Source organism: Novosphingobium sp. (assembly GCF_040398825.1).
Taxonomy (GTDB): Bacteria; Pseudomonadota; Alphaproteobacteria; order Sphingomonadales; family Sphingomonadaceae; genus Novosphingobium.
In genome coordinates this window covers 1-20,625 of the sequence record NZ_JBBATI010000007.1, presented here as the reverse complement: position 1 = coordinate 20,625, position 20,625 = coordinate 1, and the positions used below count along the sequence as shown (strand labels likewise).

Annotated in this window: 16 protein-coding genes; 7 read left to right on the top strand and 9 right to left on the bottom strand. The window is 63.9% G+C overall.

Features of this window, described 5'->3' with window-relative positions; translation table 11 throughout:
* Window positions 1-90: 90 nt before the first annotated feature.
* Window positions 91-522, top strand: coding sequence for a DoxX family protein (locus tag ABWP89_RS05540; protein ID WP_353227805.1), 432 nt, complete (start codon window positions 91-93; stop codon window positions 520-522).
* Here the strand turns inward: ABWP89_RS05540 and ABWP89_RS05535 are convergent.
* From ABWP89_RS05535 to ABWP89_RS05525, 3 genes are all read right to left on the bottom strand, one after another.
* Window positions 507-1,856, bottom strand: a complete 1,350-nt coding sequence (locus ABWP89_RS05535; protein ID WP_353227803.1) for an MFS transporter — start codon at window positions 1,854-1,856, stop codon at window positions 507-509. The two genes, ABWP89_RS05540 and ABWP89_RS05535, sit on opposite strands and share 16 nt — an antisense overlap.
* Window positions 1,857-1,982: 126 nt before the next feature.
* Window positions 1,983-4,388: a TonB-dependent receptor gene (locus ABWP89_RS05530; RefSeq protein WP_353227802.1), complete on the bottom strand. Its 2,406-nt coding sequence runs from the start codon at window positions 4,386-4,388 to the stop codon at window positions 1,983-1,985.
* 252 nt (window positions 4,389-4,640) lie between these two features.
* Entirely contained in the window at window positions 4,641-5,765 is a 1,125-nt protein-coding gene (locus ABWP89_RS05525; protein ID WP_353227801.1) for an LLM class flavin-dependent oxidoreductase, read from the bottom strand.
* A 79-nt stretch (window positions 5,766-5,844) separates the two neighbouring features.
* On the opposite strand from ABWP89_RS05525, the gene ABWP89_RS05520 reads away from it, so the two are divergent.
* A complete protein-coding gene (locus ABWP89_RS05520) occupies window positions 5,845-6,513 on the top strand; it encodes a TetR/AcrR family transcriptional regulator (RefSeq protein WP_353227800.1) in 669 nt (222 codons plus the stop codon).
* A gap of 163 nt (window positions 6,514-6,676) precedes the next feature.
* Here ABWP89_RS05520 and ABWP89_RS05515 read toward each other — a convergent pair whose 3' ends face one another.
* From ABWP89_RS05515 to ABWP89_RS05500, 4 genes are read right to left on the bottom strand one after another with little or no spacing between them, the layout of a single operon-like run.
* Window positions 6,677-7,819 carry an FAD-dependent monooxygenase gene (locus ABWP89_RS05515; protein ID WP_353227799.1) on the bottom strand — a complete coding sequence of 381 codons (1,143 nt, stop codon included), beginning with the start codon at window positions 7,817-7,819 and terminating at the stop codon, window positions 6,677-6,679.
* Window positions 7,812-8,939: a ThuA domain-containing protein gene (locus ABWP89_RS05510; protein WP_353227798.1), complete on the bottom strand. Its 1,128-nt coding sequence runs from the start codon at window positions 8,937-8,939 to the stop codon at window positions 7,812-7,814. Before ABWP89_RS05510 ends, ABWP89_RS05515 begins: the two co-directional genes overlap by 8 nt.
* A complete protein-coding gene (locus tag ABWP89_RS05505) occupies window positions 8,939-9,814 on the bottom strand; it encodes an alpha/beta hydrolase (RefSeq protein WP_353227797.1) in 876 nt (291 codons plus the stop codon). The genes ABWP89_RS05510 and ABWP89_RS05505 overlap by 1 nt, the downstream gene beginning before the upstream one ends.
* Window positions 9,815-9,817: 3 nt before the next feature.
* Entirely contained in the window at window positions 9,818-11,131 is a 1,314-nt protein-coding gene (locus ABWP89_RS05500; RefSeq protein WP_353227912.1) for a family 1 glycosylhydrolase, read from the bottom strand.
* 138 nt (window positions 11,132-11,269) lie between these two features.
* Between ABWP89_RS05500 and ABWP89_RS05495 the strand changes: the two genes are divergently transcribed.
* The 5 genes from ABWP89_RS05495 to ABWP89_RS05475 all read left to right on the top strand — a co-directional run bounded on the left by ABWP89_RS05495 (window position 11,270) and on the right by ABWP89_RS05475 (window position 16,018).
* Window positions 11,270-12,181: a LysR family transcriptional regulator gene (locus tag ABWP89_RS05495; RefSeq protein WP_353227796.1), complete on the top strand. Its 912-nt coding sequence runs from the start codon at window positions 11,270-11,272 to the stop codon at window positions 12,179-12,181.
* 83 nt (window positions 12,182-12,264) lie between these two features.
* Window positions 12,265-12,693 carry a GlcG/HbpS family heme-binding protein gene (locus tag ABWP89_RS05490; protein WP_353227795.1) on the top strand — a complete coding sequence of 143 codons (429 nt, stop codon included), beginning with the start codon at window positions 12,265-12,267 and terminating at the stop codon, window positions 12,691-12,693.
* On the top strand, window positions 12,690-13,937 hold the full coding sequence (locus ABWP89_RS05485; RefSeq protein ID WP_353227794.1) for an amidohydrolase family protein: 1,248 nt from the start codon (window positions 12,690-12,692) through the stop codon (window positions 13,935-13,937). The genes ABWP89_RS05490 and ABWP89_RS05485 overlap by 4 nt, the downstream gene beginning before the upstream one ends.
* 13 nt (window positions 13,938-13,950) lie before the next feature.
* A complete protein-coding gene (locus ABWP89_RS05480; RefSeq protein WP_353227792.1) occupies window positions 13,951-14,853 on the top strand; it encodes a VOC family protein in 903 nt (300 codons plus the stop codon).
* A gap of 4 nt (window positions 14,854-14,857) precedes the next feature.
* The gene (locus tag ABWP89_RS05475) at window positions 14,858-16,018 is read left to right on the top strand and encodes an alpha/beta hydrolase family protein (protein WP_353227791.1); all 1,161 of its coding nucleotides are present in this window, start codon (window positions 14,858-14,860) and stop codon (window positions 16,016-16,018) included.
* A gap of 162 nt (window positions 16,019-16,180) precedes the next feature.
* Here ABWP89_RS05475 and ABWP89_RS05470 read toward each other — a convergent pair whose 3' ends face one another.
* Both ABWP89_RS05470 and ABWP89_RS05465 read right to left on the bottom strand, forming a co-directional pair.
* The gene (locus ABWP89_RS05470; protein WP_353227789.1) at window positions 16,181-19,504 is read right to left on the bottom strand and encodes a glycosyl hydrolase; all 3,324 of its coding nucleotides are present in this window, start codon (window positions 19,502-19,504) and stop codon (window positions 16,181-16,183) included.
* Between the two features lie 146 nt (window positions 19,505-19,650).
* On the bottom strand, window positions 19,651-20,379 hold the full coding sequence (locus ABWP89_RS05465) for a c-type cytochrome (protein ID WP_353227788.1): 729 nt from the start codon (window positions 20,377-20,379) through the stop codon (window positions 19,651-19,653).
* Window positions 20,380-20,625 lie beyond the last annotated feature (246 nt).

Sequence of the window (20,625 nt, the reverse complement as noted above, 5' to 3'; positions counted from 1 at the left end):
ATCGCATGGCTTGCGCGATTCCCGTGAAGCAATTAGAATGTTCATTCTATAAATTTGGCGCCTTCGTCAAGCGCGCATTGGGGGATTGCGATGGTGGATGGGACACGCCGCACCGCGGCTCTGGCCGAACGGGCGTTGCTGGTCATGCTGGCGCTGCCGATCGCCGCATTTTCGCTGTTTGTCGGCTATAACAAGGCACTCGCGCCGATGGCCGTGCTGGTCGAACATCTGGCGTGGACGATCCATTTGCCGATGGTGGTTGGCCGGGCGATCGGGTGGCTGGAACTGGCCGCGGCCACCGTGCTGATCGCGTCGCTGGTACTGCGGCGGCTGACGCGCGCCGGGCTTTATGCTGCGGGCTGGATCGCGCTCAATCACGGCATTGCCGCGTGCGTCCATGTTGGCGCGCGGGAATGGTCCACGCTTACCCAAAGTGCGGTGGTGATCCCGCTATGTGTGTTGCTGGTGTGGCTGTGCTTGCGGCGCGTGCAGCCCAGCACTGCGCGTCATCTGGTCGGATAGTCCCTGCCATCCATCGGCCAGAACGCCACCGCGACCGCCTGCAGCACCAGCAGCAGCGCGGGTGCGCCGAAATAGGCGGTGCGAATGCCGGCGCGTGCGGCATCGCTTACTACATCGGGCGTGTAGCCCGCGCGCGCGAGCATGAATGCCGCCATCGCCGTGCCCAGCGCCATGCCCAGCTTGGTCGAAGTGCTGATCCCGGCCGACAGCAACCCTTCATAGCGCACGCCGTATTTGCGCTGATGATAATCGACGGCGTTGGCGGCCATCGTGAAAATGCCGGTTATGGTGACCGAGGTCACAATCGAAAACGCGAAATAAGGCAGCAGCAGCGGCGGCACGCTGATCGCGCCCACATGCCAGTCGGGCGCGGTTTCAAGCCCGGCCATCAGCCAGAACAGCGCCAGCGCCAGCCCGATCGCGCCGATGCAGCCGCTGCGAATACCGGTGCGCACCAGCACCGGCGGCGCGATGAACGCCGCAATCAGCAAACCGCCCGAAACCATCGGCAGCATCACCGGGATCAGCCATGGCCGTTGCAGCACGTCCTTGGCGTAAAAGATGGTGAGGCTGAGCATCAGCCCGAAGCGGATGAAATAGAGCATGCAAAAGGCAAAGCACACCAGCCACGCGCGGTTGCGCAACATCTGGCCCACCGCCGGCAGCACCTTGAAGCCGGGCGCATTGTCATCCTCGAACCGTTCGCGGCAATTGCGGAACAGCGCCAGCAGCGCCAGCAACGACAATGCGGCGAACAGCAGTGTCGTCGCGGTAAACCCGCGCTGCGCATCGCCGCCACCCAGCGCGCCGACCAGCGGCATCGTCGCTGCGGTGCCCAGGATCACAGCAACCGAGGTGCCGATCGATCGCCACCCGCCAAGCCGCAGCCGTTCGCCGGTATCGCGCGTCATCATCGGCAGCAGCGCGGTATAGGGGATCGAACCCAGGCTCATCACGATGCCCAGCGCCTTGAACGTCACAAAGGCATAGACCAGTTGCGCGCCCACCGGCCAGTGCGGCACGCGAAACGCCGCGATGAAGATCAGCACATAGGGCACAGCGGTGAACAGGAAATAGGGCCGCGTGCGCCCCCAGCGGGTGCGGGTCTTGTCCACCGCGATCCCGACCAGCGGGTCGATCACCGCATCCAGCATGCGTGCGACCAGGAAGATCGTGCCCACTGCGGCTGCCGGCAGTCCGACGACATCGGTATAGTAAAACAGCAGGAACGCGCCCGCCATGTTGTAGGACAGGCTGTAGCCGAAATCGCCAAAGCCATAGCTGGCACGCTCGGCAAACGAGAGCCGCGCGGGCGTTCCGGCGGTGTCAGACACCCGGCACTGTCCGGGTGATCGCGAGCCATTCGATGCAGGCGGACACATGCATGCCCGGTCTCCCGTTGCGATCGGCTGGCTGCCGGTTGTCGGGGGCGGTCGCCAACCGCCCCCGTTGGTATGGTTTTAGTACTTGATGCCGACGCGCACGCCATACAGGCGGGGCGAGCCGAACTGCCAGTTGTAGATGTCGTCCGCGCCGGCTGATGTGAAGCTTCCGTAGGTCAGCGGGCGGGTGTTTTCGAGGTTCTTGACATAGGCGGCGATCGAAAACCGCTTGTTGTCCGGCGCATATTCCAGGCTCAGGTTGGACTGGGTAAAGGCCTCCTGCGTGCCGTCGCGATAGTTGTAGAAATCGAGGAAGTACGCGCTTTTGAAGGTGGTTTCAGCGCGCGCGGTCAGCGTCGCCGAATTGCCCAGATGGATCACGTGGTCCAGCCCCATGGTGATGATCATCTTGGGCGAGAACGGCGGGCGATTGCCGGCGAAGTTCGGTTGCTGAATGCCGGGTTTGGTGGGATCGAGATCGCCCACACCGTTGAGGTCAAAGTTGCCGCCCGGGGCCTGGAACACGTTGAACTGGGCGAGCAGTTCATCGTAGCGGGCATTGAGGTAGTTGACCGAAGCATCGAAATGCGTGTTGTCATCCAGCGCAAAGTTGCCCGACGCCTCAATGCCCCAGATTGTTGCCTTGCCGGCGTTGAAGGTCTGCCCGCCCTTGGTGGTATCGAGCAGCACCGAAACCTGCAGGTCCTTGTAGTTGTAATAGAACGCGCCAAGGTTGAACTGGTGCTGGCGATGATCGCCAAACGTCTGCTTCCAGCCGCCTTCAAAGGCGGTGTTGGTTTCGGGCCGGTAGGCACCAATCGCATCGAACCCGCCGCCCTTGAAGCCGGTGGAGGCCTTGGCATAGATCAGCGTGTCGCGGCTGGGCTTGTAGTTCAGCCCGGCCAGCCAGGTAACCTTGCTTTCCGAACTGGCGAGCGGGAGCGACTGCAGGTACGGCAGCTTCAGGATGTTCTTGCGGCCGGGGCCGGAGTTGAACAGGAAATCGGAGGTCGGCGTGCCTGGTGCGGTCAGGAAGGCGTCTGGCGGACCGGCGCCAAACGGAGTTCCGTTAAGATACAGCGCGCTGCGTTTGTTGTCGGTATAGCGCAAACCGCCGACTGCCGTCAGATTGCTGCCGAGTGGCACTTCGACCTGACCGAACAGCGACTTGCTTTCGCTCGAGATATAGCGGCCAAAATAGGTGAGGTAGGAACCGTTCGGCAATGGCGCCTGAATACCGATTGGCGCCACAAAGAAGCCGTTTTCGCGATTGAGCTTTTCCTTGAAGTAAAAGCCGCCGACCTGATAGGTCACGCCACTGATGACGCCGTTGAGGCGCAGTTCGTGGCTCTGGGTATCGGCCTTGTCGACAAAGCTGAAGTTCTGGTAAGTTTCCGGTAGCGACAGATGGTTGCCCGGATCGCCGTTGAAATGGCGGTAGCCACCGATATAGCTGAGCGTTGCTTCTGGACCGAACTTGTACGCGATGCGACCACGCACCGCATAGCTGTCCTCACCGATATGGCTCTTGCCAAAGAACGGTGCGGCAAAGTTGCTGCGATCAATCTTGCTGAGGAAGTTGGTGCCCGATGGCACACACAGCGTCAGCGGGGCATAAGCTGGTGCAACCTGGGCAAAACCGCTGGCGTTGCAGCCGGGGCCGGTCGGACCATTGCCCGGCGCGTTAAGGTCGGTCGAGGCATAGGCGCCGGGGGTAAAGCTGCGTTTGGAATATTCGGCCGCCAGGTTGATCGACAGCGCATCGGTCGGATCAAGCCGCAGCGACGCGCGGCCGCCATAGGCATGGTTGTCGTCCGAACTGAACGCCTTGAATGCCGGGAAGACAAAGTAGCCGCCGCCGGCCGGGCTCTTCACATAGCCGTCGCGGTCTTCGAAAAAGCCCGAAACGCGAATTCCGGCCTTGTCGCCAAACGGCACATCAATGCCACCATCGGCACGCACAGCGTTGTAGTTGCCATAGCTGGCCGAGGCATCGACGCCAAAGGTCCGGCCCGGCTTGCGCGTGATAAAGTTGATCGCGCCGCCGGTCGAGTTGCGGCCATACAGCGTTCCCTGCGGCCCGCGCAGCACTTCGACGCGTTCCATGTCGAACAACGACATGCCCATGATGTTGGGGCGGTTGAGATATTCGCCGTCGATGTTGATGACGACCGAGGTGTCCTGCGATTCGTCGTTCGATGTTGTGCCGACGCCGCGTACCGAAATCTTCACAGTGCCCTGATCCTGGTTGATCTGGACCACCGGGGCGATCTTGTCGATGTCGTTAAGGTCGGAAAAACCGGATTTTTTCAGCGCATCGCCGCTGATCACGTTGATCGCGATCGGCACGTCATTGACGTTCTGTTTGCGGTTCTGCGCGGTCACCACGATTTCGGGTACCGATACGGCGGCGGCGTCAGCCGGTGCCGTGGCTTCTGCAAACGCTGGTGCCGAAAGTGCAGCCAGCGCGCAGCCTGCAAGCATGCTGGTTCCAGTGATGAAATTTCGCATAATCCCTCCCGATGCTCACCCCGATTAAGGCCGGGGCGATTGACTAAATGACTGAATACAAAAAATAAGGCTTCAAATCTGGATCAGGCTGTCGGTCCGGCGCGTCGCTTGTGCAGCGGCGCAAAAGACCGCGATGCCCGGTTGTGACAGACTTTCTGGTTCTTCCTGCCGCAACGGTATCATTAAGTGAAATAGTATGTTTTCATCGTTTATCATTCAGCGATGTTATACATCGCGCTTTAGCGCTGGCATCACCCGCTGTGCGATCAGGTCGAGAGTCTGGTTGCCCAGCCGCAGCCGTTCTTCGGTCAGCGGGCCGGTGGTCGTGCCGCACAGCACATTGCCGATGCCCAGCGCCTGATAGGGCCGCAGGTGCTCGATCACGGTTTCGGGCGAGCCATACAGGCACCAGGTGCCGATCCAGTCGTCGGTCAGCGCGTTGGGGGTGCGGTCGGTCTTGGTATTGGCTGCATCGCTTTCGGCGCGGGCGTTGAATTCGGCCTCACGCTCCACCGCATGCTGATAGGCGCGCAGGATCACTTCCAGTTCCTCACGCGCCTGGTCGTCGCTTTCCGCCACGTGAACGCATTGGTAGGTGTGCGTGGTCCAGTCGAGCGCCGCCGCCACGGTTTCATCGGCATGACCCGCAGTGGTGAGCAGCGCGTGGTAGGCGTCGAAATGCTTTTTCACGTGCACAAACGGTTCTGTGCCGCCGATCTTGGGGGGTGTGAACGCGGGGATGAATGCGGGCCAGCCATGCTCCGCCGCGCGCCGCGCGCTGGCCTCTTTCAGCGCCACCGGCATCAGCCGCGCATGGCCAGGGGTATAGGCGGCCGGCGCGATGCGCTGCAGCACGCGGCCATTGTAGGGGCCATTGGCGATGGTGATGGCCGGGTCGGTCATGGTCTTGGCCCACAGCGCCTCGGCCAGCGCCAGGTTCTGTTCGGCGATGGCACCGGCGTCTTTGTAATCGACGCCAAAGCCGATCATCTCTTCTGGCGTGGTGCCGCTGCCGATGCCGACCAGCAGCTTGCCATCGGTCAGCTGGTCCAGGATGTTGATGCGCTCGGCAAAACGCACCGGATGGTGCAGCGGCACCGACACCACTGAAAAACCGAAGTGCATGTCGGGCATCTTGGCGGCGAGATAGGCGGCAAAGATAAAGCTGTCGCTGGCCACCGGCATATAGCCGTTGAAGTGGTGGTCGGGCATGAAAATCGCCGAAAAGCCCAGATCGCGCGCGCGCAGGGCATGCGTTTCCAGGTCTTTCATCATCTGCCGGTCGTCTTCGGGGCGCAGCGTGCGCGCATTCAGGAACACCGAGAACCGCATCAGCCGATCATCCCCCACACGCCCGTCCGCAATTGGTACGGATCAGACGAATCAAATTAGAATTGACGTTATGGTTTTGATAGAGTGTAGCGAGCCCATGTCAACCGAAACCCGCCATACCGAGGCGCTCGCGCTCGGCGCACTCAGCCGCAAGCCCCGCCAGGGGCGCAGCCTGGCATCCTACGAACGCATGCTGGAGGCGACCAAGCAGCTGATGATAGAGGTCGGCAGCGACGCGTTCACGTTGCAGGATGTCAGCGAGCGCGGGGCGGTGTCGATCGGATCGATCTATCTGCGGTTTGAAAGCAAGGACCGGCTGCTGCACGCAGTGATTGCCGAAGAATTGACCGCAATCCTGGCTCGCGAACGCGCGATGCTGGATACGACCATCGCCGAATCCGCCACGCTGGGGGCGTTCCTGCCGCGCTATATCGAACGCTACAGCACGTTTCTGAAGGCCCACGCGCCGCTGCTGCGCACCATCATGCAACGTGCGGCGGTGGACCCGGCGGTGTCAGAGCCGGGCAAAGAGACCGCGCGGCGATCATCCGCCATGTCGGTCGACGCGATCCTGACCTATCGCGACGAGATCAAGGCGCCCGATGCGGCCGACAAGGCCAATGCGGTGTTCCAGATCGTGTTTGCCACCACCGCGCGCCAGTTCGGGCTGGGCTCCACCCCCGAATCCGGCGATCCGGTGGTGTGGGAATTCATGAAGGACGAACTGTCAAAGATGGCGCTGGCCTATTTGCGCCACGCCGACTGAACTGGCGGCGAATCCGTGCGAGCCCCGCCGCTCAGGGAAGGGGCTGGGGCGGGGTGGCCGACACCCGCATTGTTGTGGTCACATCAGCGTTGGACACCCCCACCCAACCCTCCCCCTGAGGGGGAGGGCTTTTACGTCAGTGCATTACGCTCACTTTCCCGCGCTAAAACGGCCCTGCCAGCCGGTGCAGCGCGCCGCCCATCATCCCGCCGATCTGGTCGGGCGGGCTGCCAGCCAGCTGCGCCGCGCCGATCGCGACGCTGGTTTCAACCACGTCGCGACAGCGTTCAAAGCGCCGTTCTTCATAGGCGATCAGGCCAGCCTCGGCGCTGTCGGCACGCGCCAGCTCCTCGGCCAGGACCAGCGCGCTTTCAACCGCCATGCCCGCGCCCGACGCAAGGTGCGGGGTTGTCGCGTGCACGGCATCACCCAGCAGCACGATCCGGCCATCCGACCACGGGCGCGGCTGGATCTTGGCCTCCAGCGGGCGGTAATTGACCCAGTCCTGGTCGGTCATGGTGTCGCGCACCCAGCCGGCATTGCCGCCGAAACCGGCCAGCCGCGCCTTCATTTCGCCCAGCAATTCCGCCTCGGTCAGGCGGCTTTCGCGCGCCTCGTGCGGGGTCAGCAGCCACAGATAAATGCGGTCCGTACCGCAACGCGTGATCCCCGCCATGTATTTGTGGCCAAAAAACATCTCGCCCTTTTCCAGGCTGGGCGGTTTGGCCATGGCCACGCGCCAGCAGCCCTGTCCGGTGCGGACCGCGTCACCCATGTGCGGAAAGGCCAGATCGCGCACGCGCGAACGAATACTGTCCGCCCCGATCACCAGGTCGTAGCGACCGGTGGTGCCATCGGAAAAGCCGACATCGACCCCGCCGTCGCGGTTGGCCAGGCCATCGACGGTGATCCCCAGCCGGACCGTGACGCCGGCCGCCGCCACGCGTTGCTGCATGATCTTGTGCAACAGCGGCCGCATGATGCCCCCGGTCGCGGGCAGGCCTTGTTCGATGACCGGCTCGTCCAGATCGCGCAGATGCGTGCCGTTGAACAGGAACATGCTCGAACCGGAAACGATCGCGCCCTCACGCGCGATATCCTCCACCATGCCCAGCCGCTGATAGGCGCGCAGGGTTGGCCCGGTGATCGATATGCCCGCACCATAGACGCGCCATTCGGGATCGATATCGATCAGATCGACCGCAACGCCACGCGCCGCCAGATCGATCGTCGCCGCCATGCCGCCGATCCCGCCGCCCACCACCAGGGCGCTGCCGATCGCGGTAATCTGCGGTTTGTCAGTCATGATCATGCTTCCCTTTTGGTCCTGTCGCTCGATTTCTCATGGCCCAGGCAATGCCGTTCGCCAGCAGCGCGGCGGCCTGGGGTTCGTCATAGTTTTCGGGCCGGTGCCCGATGGCGGTGTAAAACATGCGGCCATCGCCGACGAATTTGCGCCAGGCGATCGGATGATAGCCCATCGCCAGGTTCTCGTCGCGATAGCCGATCTGCTTGTAATCCTGCTCGTCGATCGTCGCGACCGCCACTGCGCCGCCATCGACCGGGTTGCGGTCGAACGAATACCATTCCTCCAGCAGCGGCCAGTGCTCTGCCACCCCGGCGCCGATCCCGCTGCGGCCATCCACCAGCCGCACTGTCGCGGTCTGGAACTGCGGTTTCCCCGGATGGCCGATGAACCGCGCGCCGATCAGCGTATCGACGTACCAGTCCCAGAACCAGCGTGGATCGCCGCCCGAACCGTGGATGCCGGCAAAACCGCCACCCTGTTCGACATAGGCGCGAAAGGCGGCGCGTTGCGGCGTGGTCAGCGCATCACCGCTGACATTGTTCCACACCACGACATCAAACCGCGCCAGGTCGGCCGCGTTCATTACCCCGCCACGATCGGTGAACACGATCTGCCAGCCGCGCTTTTTGGCGATTGCGGTCAGCCGGGCGCGGGCACCATCGACCGAAGGATTGTCGCGGAAACCGTTGATCTTTTCGAACACCAGCATCTGGCGACGCCCGTCGCGCGCGGGCAGCACCGGCCGTTCGTGGTCATAGCGGGCGCAGCGTGCCAGCGTGAACGCGTCGGTGATCGGCAGCGCCGCCAGCTTTGCGCTGAGCACGGGCCGGAGCATGGCCCCGTCAGGTCTGGAGTCCAGCAGCACCCCCGGGGTCAGGATATTGGCAAAGCCAGGCGGCAGGCCGCCCCCGCCAAACGCCCTGGTAAACCCGCTGACCAGATCGGGCGCTACTGATTCCAGCGCAGGCCGCCCGCCGGGATGCATCAGCACGTCTGACAGCGGCGACTCGATCCCCAGCGGCGTGGCCGCCAGCGGGCAATCGCGCACCGGTTCGGCGGCCAGCGCCGCTGTGCTCGCGCCCAGCAGCAGCGAGGCGGCGACAATCCGGCGCAGCATCACTGTACAGCCAGCCAGTCGAGGTACTGATCGATCCAGCGGTCGCTGGTGGTGCCCTTTGGCATCATGCCAAAGCCATGGTCGCCGCCGTAATAAAGGTGGAATTCCACCGCATCGCTTTCGTGCAGCCAGCTGTCGACCAGATGCAGCCCGCCCTGTTTGAACAACGGATCGTGCGCGGCGATGGCCAGGAACAGCGGCGGGCGCGGGCCGCCGGTCACGGTCTGGGTCATCGGCGGATAGATCAGCGCGACATGGTGCAGCAGCGCCGCCTCTGGCTTGTGTTCCAGCAAGCGGATCAGCGATCGCGATCCGGCGGAAAAGCCGATTGCGCCGATGGCATGGGCATCGATCTTCCATTCCGCCGCGCGCTGCGACACCAGCGCCACGGCATGCGCCAGGTCATCGATCGCCGGCTGGCAATCGGGCAATTCGCCCTTGCCCAGCGATCCGAACTGCGACGCCATCGATGCCATGAAGCCTTCGGGCGTCTGCGGCGTGGGATTGACCCGGTATTTCAGCACGAACGCGGTATAGCCCTGCGCGGCCAGCCGGTCCGCCACGCGAAACCCTTCGCTGTCGATCGACACAAACGCATAACCGCCGCCCGGCACCACGATCACCGCCTTGCCATTGCCGCGCCCGTTCATCGGCCGCACGACATAGAGCGACGGCGCGGCCACATTGCGCACCCACACCTGGCCGAACACCCGGTTCCACACTTCGCTGCCGCGCGAGGCATCGCTCAGCGGGATCTCTTCGCCGCGCACAGGCGGCACCGGATCGACCGCGAAGGCGGGTGCCGCAGCGATTGCGGGAACTGCACCCAGCAGCATCAGTGCTGCTGCCAGAATCGATGTCCATGCGATACGCATTGCCTAACCCCTTGCCGTGTTGGCGCGCACGAAATCGCGGTAGACCAGCGCGCTTGGCTTGGCGCGGCGCTCAAACGTCTGGCGATCCAGCGTGTGCAGACCGTAGTGGAACTTGTAACCAAAGCCCCATTCGAAATTGTCGATCAGCGACCAGTGGCAATAGCCCTTGACCGGCACGCCATCGTCCATCGCGGCCTTGAGATGGTTCAGCGCCTCGGGGATCAGCCATGCGCGGATCGTGTCGTCATCGCTGCCAACGCCGTGTTCGGTGACGATCACCGGGACCTTTGCGACCTCATAGGCATAGCGCACCGCACCTGCGAGCGAGGGCGCATAGACCTCTGATCCCATGATGTTGCGGCGGGCATTGGCAGGCGGATCAAGCTTACCGTGGCGGCCCCACAGCGCGCGTTCATAGTTTTGCACCCCGACAAAATCGTCGGCGCGCGCCAGCCGCAGCCAGCTGTTGTACAACTTTTCGCGGGTCGCATCGCGCAACGATCCGGGCTCTGCCTCCTGGTCATCGAGCATGGCCAGGCTCACGCCGACCGGCAGGTCGCCACGCACGGCCTTGATCGCCGCCTTTCCGGCGGTGTGGCCCGCCTGCAGATTGGCCTGCACTTTGGCCGGATCGGGCTGATAGATTGCATTGCCGGCCAGGAACAACGGCACCCCCAGTTTGGCCGCAGCGGCGGCGGCCATGGCTTTGTCCGCATCGAGCAGGCCGCCGGGCAGCAGGGATTGCAGCAAACCGGCCAGGTTCGGCTCGTTCAGCGTGGTGGCGTGGTCGATCCCGGCGGCGAGATGCCGCGCCGCCTTGTCGCAAAACCGCGCGAACAGTTGTGGCGCATCGGGGTTCATCCACCCGCCGCGCGCGGCAAACCAGATCGGCGTGGTAAAGTGGTTGAAGGTCACAATGGGGCGCAGGCCGATCGCACGGCAGCCGTCGATCATCGCCTTGTAGTGATCAAGCATCGCGAACGAGAACATGCCAGGTTCGGGTTCGATCCGCGCCCATTCCAGGCTGAACCGGTAACTGTTGAGGCCCAGATTGGTCACCAGATCAAGATCGCGCCGCCACAATTCGAAACTGTTGGCCGCATCGCCCGATGGTTCGGCATAGGCCGTGGGTTTCAGATTTTCCAGCAGCCAGCAATCGGCATTGATATTGTTGCCCTCAACCTGGTGCCCGGCGGTGGCCGCGCCCCAGATGAAGTCCTTGGGAAACGGTTTGGAAAGGCCTGCCAGCGCGGGGCTGGCTGCCATGCCCAGGCTGGCCGCCGTGGCGGCCACAAACGTGCGCCGGTCGATCTGCATCACACCATCTCCCATCCGTGTTTGATGGTGATCTGGTCGAAATCATCGATCAAGTAAAATTGTCATAACGCATAAAACCATATAACTTGTATGGATGGATGCGGCGCCTGTGCCGCGCGGCAAAGGGTTATGTGGGCGATGCGGTTCAAAGGGCTGGACCTCAACTTGCTGGTCGCGTTTGACGCGCTGATGACCACGCGCAGCGTCAGCCGCTCGGCCGAACGGCTCAACCTCAGCCAGCCGGCGATGAGCGCGGCGCTGGCCCGGCTGCGCGACTATTTCGGCGATGAGCTGCTGGTGTTGCAGGGCAAACGCATGCACCCCACGGTGTTCGCGGACGAGCTGACGCTGCAAGTGCGTGAAAGCCTGCTTGCGCTGGAAACCATGCTGTCGCGTTCGCCACACTTTGATCCGGGCACCACCCAGCGCAATTTCCGCATCGTGACGTCGGATTATGTGCTGGCATCGCTGATCGTGCCGCTGATCAGCAAGCTGGCTGAAGAGGCGCCGGGCATCCGCATCGATTGCGGGATGCCACAGCCGGGCACGGTGCAGGAACTGGAAGAAGGCAAGATCGACCTGACGATCACCCCCGAATATGTGATCGGCGGCAACCACTTGTCCTATGTGCTCTATACCGAACCGCAGGTGGTGGCGGGGTGGAGCGGCAATCCGGCGATTGCGGGCGGACAGATCAGCGCGCAGGCGTTTTTCGATGCCGGGCACGTGGCAGTGGTGCTGGGCGGGGGCACCACGCTGTCCTATGCCGACCGCCAGCTGGAGCTGATGGGGCACAAGCGCCGGATCATGGCCACTGCCGCCTTTTTCACCGCGGTGCCCTGGCTGCTGGAGGGAACCACGCGGCTGGCGGTGATGCATTCGCGGCTGGCGCGTCAGCTGACCGGCCGGTTTGCCATCACCACCGCGCCAATGCCGTTTGAAATCCCGGCGATGAAGCAGATGTTGAGCTTTCATCCCGGCCGCAAGGATGATGCCGGGCTGACCTGGCTGCGCGCTAAAATCGAAGCGATCGCCAATGCTGAGGCATAAAGCTTGCTGATGCATAATCATCCAAACAAGCATTTTTACAGATTGATCGCGCGCCGTAAAAAGGGCCGGCGAAAAGGAAAACCATGCTGACGCTTGAACAGGCCCATACCATTGCTGTGGAGACTCTGGCCGAGGGCAAGCGGCGCGGATATGCGCCGCTGTGCTGCGTCGTGCTCGATGCCGGTGGCCATGCGCTGGCGCTGCTGCGCGATGAAACTGCCTCAATCTACCGGCCCGAAATCGCCACTGGCAAGGCTGCGGGCTGCCTCGGCATGGGCTTTGGTGGGCGTGAACTGGCGCGGCGCGCCGCCACCATGCCCACATTTTTCACCGGCCTGCAGTCCGCCTTTCCCAAGGGCATGCTGCCGGTGCCGGGCGGGGTGCTGATCCGGTCTGACCAGGGCGTGCTGCTGGGCGCGGTCGGCGTGTCGGGTGACACATCCGACAATGATGAGGTCTGTGCGCTGGCCGGCATCGCCGCCGCCGGGCTGACGGCGGACACCGGCGCATGACCGGCACGCTGTTCACCGCTGTGCGAATCTTCGACGGTAGCGGCACGGCGCTGTTTCCCGGCGAAGTGCTGGTGCGCGGCGAACGGATCGAGGCGGTGGCGCGCGGCGATGAACACTTGCCGCGCGACGGCGTGACGGTGGTCGATGGCCAGGGCCGCACGCTGATGCCCGGCATGGTTGAATCGCACGGCCATCTGACCTGGCCGACCTCGACCGAACGCATGATCAACACGATGAAGCCGCTGCCGATCGAACAACACGTGCTGGTGACCGCGCAGAATGCGCGGATCACGCTCGATCACGGGTTTACCAGCGTCTATTCGGCCGGATCGCTGGGCGAACGGATCGAACCCGCGTTGCGCGACATGATCGACGCCGGGTTCATGCCCGGGCCACGCCTGCGCGCCTCTGCGCTGGAAAAGGGCGCCGAAGGCGTGCTGGGTGTGCCCGCCGGCCACGATCCCACGCATCAGCGCGATATCCCGCATTTGCAGGCCTATATCGCGCAAAAGGCGGCGGAAGGCTGCGACACCATAAAGTTCCTGATGTCCAGCGACGAGGCGTTTCAGCCGGGCGGATCGCAGACGCTGATGTATTCCGAACAGGAAGCGCAGGCAATCGGCGCAGCCGCGCGTGACGCGGGCATCTGGCTGGCCTGCCATGCCCAGGGCGCCGAGGCGGTCAAACGCGCGCTGCGCGCCGGTTTCCGCGCGATCTATCACTGCACATATGCCGATGAAGAAGCGCTTGATATGTTTGAGGCGCGCAAGGCTGAAACCTTTACCGCCCCCGCCGTCGGGCTGCTGTGGGCGCGCGTGCACGAAGCGCGGGAATTCGGCATCGGCCCGGCCGAGGCTGCGGCGCTGGGCGCGGTGCGCGGCATCGAACTGGCGCAGCAGATCATTCCCGACATGCGGCGGCGCGGCATTCGCGTGTTGCCCGGCGGCGACTATGGCTTTCCCTATAACCCGCACGGCCGCAACGCGCGCGATCTGGAACATTTCGTCAATCTGTTCGGCTTTTCGCCGACACAGGCGCTGGTCGCCGCAACCAGCCAGGGCGGCGAACTGGTCGGCTGGGATGTCGGTCAGGTACGCGCCGGCTATCTGGCCGATGTGCTGCTGGTGGACGGCGATCCCACCGCCGACGTGCGGGTGCTGCAGCACGCCGACAATCTTGCCGCCATCATGAAGGGCGGCCGGTTCCACAAATCACCCCCGCTCCATTTGCCCACGCGCCACTAGAAAGACCACGGACATGAGCCGCGTTACCGAAATTCGCTATGTCGGCTATGCCGTCACCGACCTTGCGGCAGAGGCCGCGTTCTATGCCGACACGTGGAAGCTGCAGCAGGTCCACGCAGCCGACGGCCTGGTCTATTTCGCCGCTAAAGGGCATGATGAGCTGTATGTCGTGCGGCTGCGTCAGGACGCGGTGCAGCGCATCGATGTCATCGCGCTGGCCACCGAAAACGCCGCGGATGTCGATGCGCTGTACGCAAAAGTGCGCGATTTTGGCTGCCGGATCATCTGGGAGCCGCGGGCGCTCAACCAGTTCGGCGGCGGCTATGGCTTTCGCTTCTTTTCCAAAGACGGGCTGCCCTATGAAATCTCGGCCGGGGTTGCGCGCGGTACCGCGCGCGTGCTGACCCCGGGTGAGGCAGTGCCCGAACGGATCAGCCACATCGTCATGCATTCGCCCCGCCATCAGGAAGAAATGCGGTTCTTCCAGGATGTGCTCGGCTTTCGGTTGAGCGACTGGCTGGGCGATTTCATGGGCTTTCTGCGCTGCAACGCCGCGCATCACCGCATCGCGTTTCTGCCGGGGCCGCCCTGCCTCAACCATGTCGCCTATGACATGCCCGATATCGATGAAATGATGCGCGGCATCGCGCGGCTGAAGCGGCAGAATGTTGATATCCGCTGGGGCCCGGGCCGGCATACCGCCGGCAACAATATCTTCAGCTATTTCACCACGCCGGCCGGCTTTGCAGTCGAATATACGTCAGAGCTGGAAATGGTCGATTTCGAAGCGCACCAGGCGCAAGTGATCGCGCCCGCGCCCGAAATTATGGACAAATGGGGCGTCGGTGTCGGCGGCCCGCAGACCATGCCAAAACCCGCGCCCGATGCGGCGCTGTTCCAGCCGGCCGGGGTCTGATCCGATGGCATTGTTTGAACCCTTTCCCAACTATATCTGGAACCTGTCGGTCGCGATCGCGATGGAAAACGGCGGGCGGATCGGTGAAATCGTCGACATGATCGCGCCCCTGCGGGCCAAGGCGCAAAGCGGGGCGGACGCCGGCACCGCCGATTTCATGGCCGAATGGGTAAAGATGGCCGACAAGCTGGTCGGCCTGGCCGACGAAGACCTGGCACTGGGCCGCGAATTTTCCGCCGGCGACAAGTTGAAGCGCGCGACGATCTATTACCTGACGGGTGAGCGCATGCAGGCGCATGGCTCGCCAGGGCGTGAGGCGACCTATGCCAAGGCGCTGGACAGTTTCCAGCGTGGCACGCAGTTTGCCGCCGATCCGCTGACCCGCGTAGAAATCCCCTATGAAGGCAAGACGATCGTCGGGCTGTTCCACCGCGCGCCGGTCGATGGGCCGGCGCCCTGTGTGGTCTATTGCAACGGGCTGGACAGCATGAAGGAAATGCTGTGGCTGGGCGGATTTCCAGAGGCGCTGGCCAAGCGCGGCATCCACACGCTGTGCGTCGATCAGCCGGGCACGGGTGAGGCGCTGCGGCTGCAGGGCCTGCCCGCCACGCCCTATTCCGAACGCTGGGCAGCCAAATGGGTCGATTGGCTGGAAACCCAGCCGCAAGTGGACAAGACGCGGATTGGCATGACCGGCATTTCTCTGGGCGGCCATTTTGCCCCGCGCGCGGTCGCCTATGAGCCGCGCTTTGCCAGCGGCGCGGCCTGGGGCGCCAACCACAATTGGCGCGAAGTGCAGGACAAACGCATGGCGCGCGAAGGCGAAAACCCCGTTCCGCACTACTGGGGCCACGTCTATTGGGTGTTCGGCGCGCATGATCACGCCGATTTCCTGGCCAAAAGCGACGACATGAACCTCAACGGTCATCTCGACCGCATCACGGTGCCGTTCCTGGTCACCCACGGCGCAACCGACCGGCAGATCAGCGTTGACTATGCGCACCAGAGCTATGCCCAGCTGGTCAATTCGCCGCGCCGTGAACTGAAGATATTCACCGCGCGCGAAGGCGGGGTCGAACATGTCGGCGCCGACAACATGAGCTTTGGCAACGATTACATCGCCGACTGGTTCGCCGATACGCTGGGCGGCCACGCCAAGGCGTGATGCAACCCCCTGATATAAAAGCCCTCCCCCTCAGGGGGAGGGTTGGGTGGGGGTGTCCTGCGCCGATGTGACGCGCGACATTTCCGGCGCAGGACACCCCTCCCCAACCCCTCCCCTGAGGGGAGGGGCTCAAGCGAATTCAGCTCAGCGTTATGCTGGCCCTTATTGCTCCCCCTCCAGCACCACCGGGCCAAGCAGGCCTGATGGCCGCAGCGGGGCATCGGCGCGATAGGTTTTGAGCGTGGTAAAGGTGATCGGCGTGGCGCCCGGCTGGGCGTCGCCGATCAGCCGGTTGACCCACAGGTTGGTCACGCGCACCTCGATCGTATTGGCGCCGGGTTTGACCAGACCGGTCACCGCCACGCGATAGGGCTGCTTCCAAGCCACGCCCGCCGCTGTGCCGTTCACCACGACTTCGGCCACATCATGCACCTCGCCCAGTTCCAGGAACAGCTGTTGGCCGGGTTTGGCGGCCTTGGCGGGCAGTTGCAAAGTCTGGCGATAGGTCGCGGTTCCGGAAAAATAGCGCACGCCGGCGTCAGCGCTTTTGGTCCAGTCGGTCAATGCCGGCAGGGTCACCGCGGCAGGAGCGCCGCGCCCCGGCTGGAAGGTCAGCGCCCAGGGCCCGGACAGCGTGGCGATTGGCGTCTGCGCCGCCGCGGGCACGGCCAGGCTGGCCACTCCGGGCTTGCGGAACACGATGTAGCCCGACTGGTATGGGCGCAGCGTAACCGGAATGCCGGTCCGGCCCGCCTTCACGCTGTAGCTGACCGGAACCACGGTGCCAGTGCCTGCGTCCCACCATTCGGGCGCCTTGCCGGTCACCGGGAACGACAGCGTGGTAGCCTCGATGCGGTCCTTGCGGTTGGTCACGTAATAGATGTCGGCATCGGGCGTGGTGCGGTGCACGAACATCAGCGTGGTATCGGGCGCAGACTTGGTAAAGGTCATGTCGGCCGGGATCTGCAATACGGCCAGCGCCGCGTCGGGATCGTGCCCGGGCAACACCCGCCCGCGCCCGGTATCGCCACCCCACAGCCGGTCGGCAATCCGCGCAAATTCCGCTGGATCGTCCATCAGCGCGGGCGAACCCAGTGGCCGTTCACCGATCAGCGTGGCCCCGGCACGCACCAGCGCGTCGATCCGCCGCAGTACGCCCAGGCTCATCCGCTGGCTGCTGCCGCCAAGGTAAAGCACTTTGTACCGTGCGCCGCTGCTGGCCACCAGGTCAGCGCCGTCATTGCGCAACCGGTTCAGCAGCACATCGGCATTGACGAAATCGAACGCATTGGCGCCGGGCAGGTCGGTGGGCACGGACTTTGCAAACAGCGCGGTCAGCGGGGCTTCCTCGCCGTAAAAATACGCGACGTCGGCAACATTGCGCCCCTGCTGCAACAGGAAACTGTTGCGCGCGATATAGTCAACCCAGGGTTTGGCCTGTTCGCCCCAGGTTTCCAGCCGGTTGAAATACTGGCCAAAAATGAACAGCGAAAATCCGGGGGCTTTGTCGGTCAGCGGCTGGTGCACCGACGTGTGGATGACCGGCCGGTTGACCCCCAGCGCAAATTCCATGTCGATCATCGGCTGCAGATCGCGCGGGGCAAACGCCCAGGGTTGCAACGCCGCGGTCAGCGATTCCGCCGCGACCAGGTTTTGCCCATAGATATGCGCGACCGAGGCCGCCCCGCGGATATCGCCCTGATAGGTCGGCTGCGGCGCGCCACCCGCGCCATAGGACCACATCGCCGCCATCGGAATGTCGGCATCGCGCCGCATGTCCATATCGTCGCCCAGCGACGGCCGCTTGTCTTCCAGCGCTTCGGAATAGTGGATCAGCCCGCGCTTGTGAATTTCCGTGGTCAGCGTGCGGTAATGCGCCTGGGCCATCAGTTCGCCCAGCGTCTTGCGGAAATCATACAGGAATGCGTCGGTCTTTGCCGCGCTCCCGATCACCACGCCAGTCAGCGCGGGCAGCCAGGGCACCGGGTCGTAGCCGCGTCGCGCGGCGAATTCGGGCACCAGCCGCGGTGTCCAGTTGGAGGCGCCGACCTCGATACTGTCGTTAAGCACCGCGCGCACGCCATGCGCGCCGATCAGGTCGCTGCCCGCCGCAGCGACATAGGTATCGAGATAGGTGTTGATATAGCGCCGCACCGCGTTGGCATCGAACTTGTCCACTTCCAGCCCGGTCGCCTCTGGCGTGGCGGGATGGTTTTCGGTGCCGGTGAGCGAATAGCCCAGCCGCAGCACGCGCCAGCGGCCCGGGGGCGGGGTCCAGTTCAGGCTGCCGTCGGGCTTCATCTGGGTGGTCAGATCGATCACGTCGTCCGCCGCGATGCCCGCGCCGGCGGGCGAGGCGATGCCGTAATAATCCAGATTGGTGGCAAACCCGGCCTTTTCTTCAAACCGGTGCGTGCGCGCGGTTGCGGAAAATGTCAGCTCGCCGACGGTAATTTGCGGCGCGGCACCGCTCATGAAGCCGGGGAACACCGGGAATTCCGCGCCGGGTGCGGGTGGGGTGGGCAGGCCAAAGCCCTGCGCCGCCGCCACAAAGCGCACGCGCATGGCTTTGGCCGTCACCGCGGGAAAGGTAATGGTATATTGCGCGCTGGTGCCATTGGGAAAGCGGCCGATTTCGCGAAAGGTCACGCCGTCACTGCTGGCTTCGAGCACCGGCTGGAAACCGGCCGCGCCAAACAAGGAGGCAGGCGGTGCACCCAATGTGGCCGAGCGGATCACTTGCGGCGCGGCGAAATCGGCGCGCAGCCAGGCGGGACCGGCAGCGGTGCCAGCCGGGAACGTCACCACCGTGGCCTGTTTGCCATCGGCCAGCAGCGCGCCATCGACCGGACCGGACCACGCCGTGAATGCCTGCGGCCGCAGCGGCGCATCAGGCTCGCGATAGGCCAGCACATAGGTATCGCGGTACAGCTGCGGCAGGCCGGTCTTGGGTTCGGAAACGCCGATCTCCGGCTGCATGCCCAGGTCCTGAAACGGGCCGGTGGTGGTGGGCGGTGTGACCAGCTTGCCAGTGAAACGTTTGCCGCCGGGCAGCGCGGTTTCCGACCACACCAGCTTTTTCATGCCGTCTGCCGGCGGCACCCACGGGCCGCCGCTCTCGCTCCAGCCCGGTGATGCCGCGATCGCCATTTCCAGCCCCAGCCGGTCGGCAGTTTGCGCCGCAAAGCGGAACGCGTGTTTCCATTCGGGGGTCATGTAAACCAGCCGCCTGGCAACGACTTGCGGGGTCTGCAGCTGTGCATCGAAATTCTGCACACCGCCGATGCCGATGCGCTTCATCCATTCAAGATCGAGCCGGATGCCCTCTTCGGTGACATTGCCGTTCATCCAGTGCCACCACACGCGCGGGCGCGCGGATGCCGGCGGATCGCGAAAACCGTCCTCCAGCGGATCGGCGTACAGCGGCGAAAACGCACAACCAGCCAGCAAAAGCGCAACCGCCAGACGCAGTGTACCGGTTGTCATTGCTCGTCTCCGCAGGGTCTGATCGCCGTTGAAGGTCGTGCTGTAATTGGTTTTGACTGATTTTGGAAGAATATGATCACGTTTGTGACGGATTCACAAATCCCGCGCCAGCTGGCGCGGCGGCCTGGCATGTCGGCTGCGCGGTATCAGATATATTTGCGCGATTTCGCGCGCGACAGGACATAGATCGACAGGTCACGCACTTCGCCGGGGCTCAGTTTGCGGGCAAACGCGGGTGACACGCCGACCCGGCCCTGGGTCACGCTCGCGGTGATCGCGGCGCGGTCATGGCCATACAAATAGGTGCCGGGCCGGGTCAGATCGGTCGAACCGATCGCCGGGTCACCCCACCCCTGCATGGTGTGGCAATCATAACAGCCGCCTTCGCCTTCGAAGGTTTCCTTGCCAGTGGCGATCTTGCTGTCGTCAAACGGCTGGCCTGACAGTTTGAGCACATATTCGGTCACCGCGGCGACTTCGTCGGGATCAAGGCTGTGGCCGACGCCCAGCGCCGGCATCAGCGCCAGGTTGTGCGCGCGCGGATCGCCGCTGCGGATGCCGTGGCGGATGGTGACCGCGATGTCCGACGGGCGGATCACAAAGGTGTCGATATCCTCTCCGCCGAACAGCCAGCGGTCATCGGTCAGATCAGGGGTATGCGCGGCGGCAATGCCGCGCGCATCGGCACCATGGCAGCCTGCACAATGGCGTTGAAACAGCGGTGCGCCGGCCTGTTCTGCCCGCGCCCGCGCCACCGGATTGGCCCACACGGCATCAATTCCGGGCGCGGTGCGCCGGCCCGCAACCGGGCCGGTCAGCAGTACCGCAATCAGCCCGGTACAGCCAAGCATCAGCGTCAAACGGGACCACGACATGACCAAGCCTTTCCATGCGCAGCGATTGCGCCTGGGCGCGGTGGGCCGGTTCATCGTGCAGGTTCAGCCTGTCTTCCTCAACCACTTTGCGGAAAATCGTCGCATTTTGCCGGCGCCAGCCCGGCCACACCCGATCATCAGCGCAAATCCAGCGTAGGAGCGCCGGGCGGGCTAAGGCAGCGGGATCAGAATGGCGGAGACGGAGGGATTCGAACCCTCGGTACCGGATTTACCAGTACGACGGTT

Coding starts and splice junctions, on each gene's coding strand:
- ABWP89_RS05540 (WP_353227805.1), top strand. CDS start 91: ATGGTGGATGGGACACGCCGCACCGCGGCTCTGGCCGAACGGGCGTTG.
- ABWP89_RS05530 (WP_353227802.1), bottom strand. CDS start 4,388: ATGCTTGCAGGCTGCGCGCTGGCTGCACTTTCGGCACCAGCGTTTGCA.
- ABWP89_RS05520 (WP_353227800.1), top strand. CDS start 5,845: ATGTCAACCGAAACCCGCCATACCGAGGCGCTCGCGCTCGGCGCACTC.
- ABWP89_RS05515 (WP_353227799.1), bottom strand. CDS start 7,819: ATGACTGACAAACCGCAGATTACCGCGATCGGCAGCGCCCTGGTGGTG.
- ABWP89_RS05510 (WP_353227798.1), bottom strand. CDS start 8,939: ATGCTGCGCCGGATTGTCGCCGCCTCGCTGCTGCTGGGCGCGAGCACA.
- ABWP89_RS05505 (WP_353227797.1), bottom strand. CDS start 9,814: ATGCGTATCGCATGGACATCGATTCTGGCAGCAGCACTGATGCTGCTG.
- ABWP89_RS05500 (WP_353227912.1), bottom strand. CDS start 11,131: ATGCAGATCGACCGGCGCACGTTTGTGGCCGCCACGGCGGCCAGCCTG.
- ABWP89_RS05495 (WP_353227796.1), top strand. CDS start 11,270: ATGCGGTTCAAAGGGCTGGACCTCAACTTGCTGGTCGCGTTTGACGCG.
- ABWP89_RS05490 (WP_353227795.1), top strand. CDS start 12,265: ATGCTGACGCTTGAACAGGCCCATACCATTGCTGTGGAGACTCTGGCC.
- ABWP89_RS05485 (WP_353227794.1), top strand. CDS start 12,690: ATGACCGGCACGCTGTTCACCGCTGTGCGAATCTTCGACGGTAGCGGC.
- ABWP89_RS05480 (WP_353227792.1), top strand. CDS start 13,951: ATGAGCCGCGTTACCGAAATTCGCTATGTCGGCTATGCCGTCACCGAC.
- ABWP89_RS05475 (WP_353227791.1), top strand. CDS start 14,858: ATGGCATTGTTTGAACCCTTTCCCAACTATATCTGGAACCTGTCGGTC.
- ABWP89_RS05470 (WP_353227789.1), bottom strand. CDS start 19,504: ATGACAACCGGTACACTGCGTCTGGCGGTTGCGCTTTTGCTGGCTGGT.
- ABWP89_RS05465 (WP_353227788.1), bottom strand. CDS start 20,379: ATGTCGTGGTCCCGTTTGACGCTGATGCTTGGCTGTACCGGGCTGATT.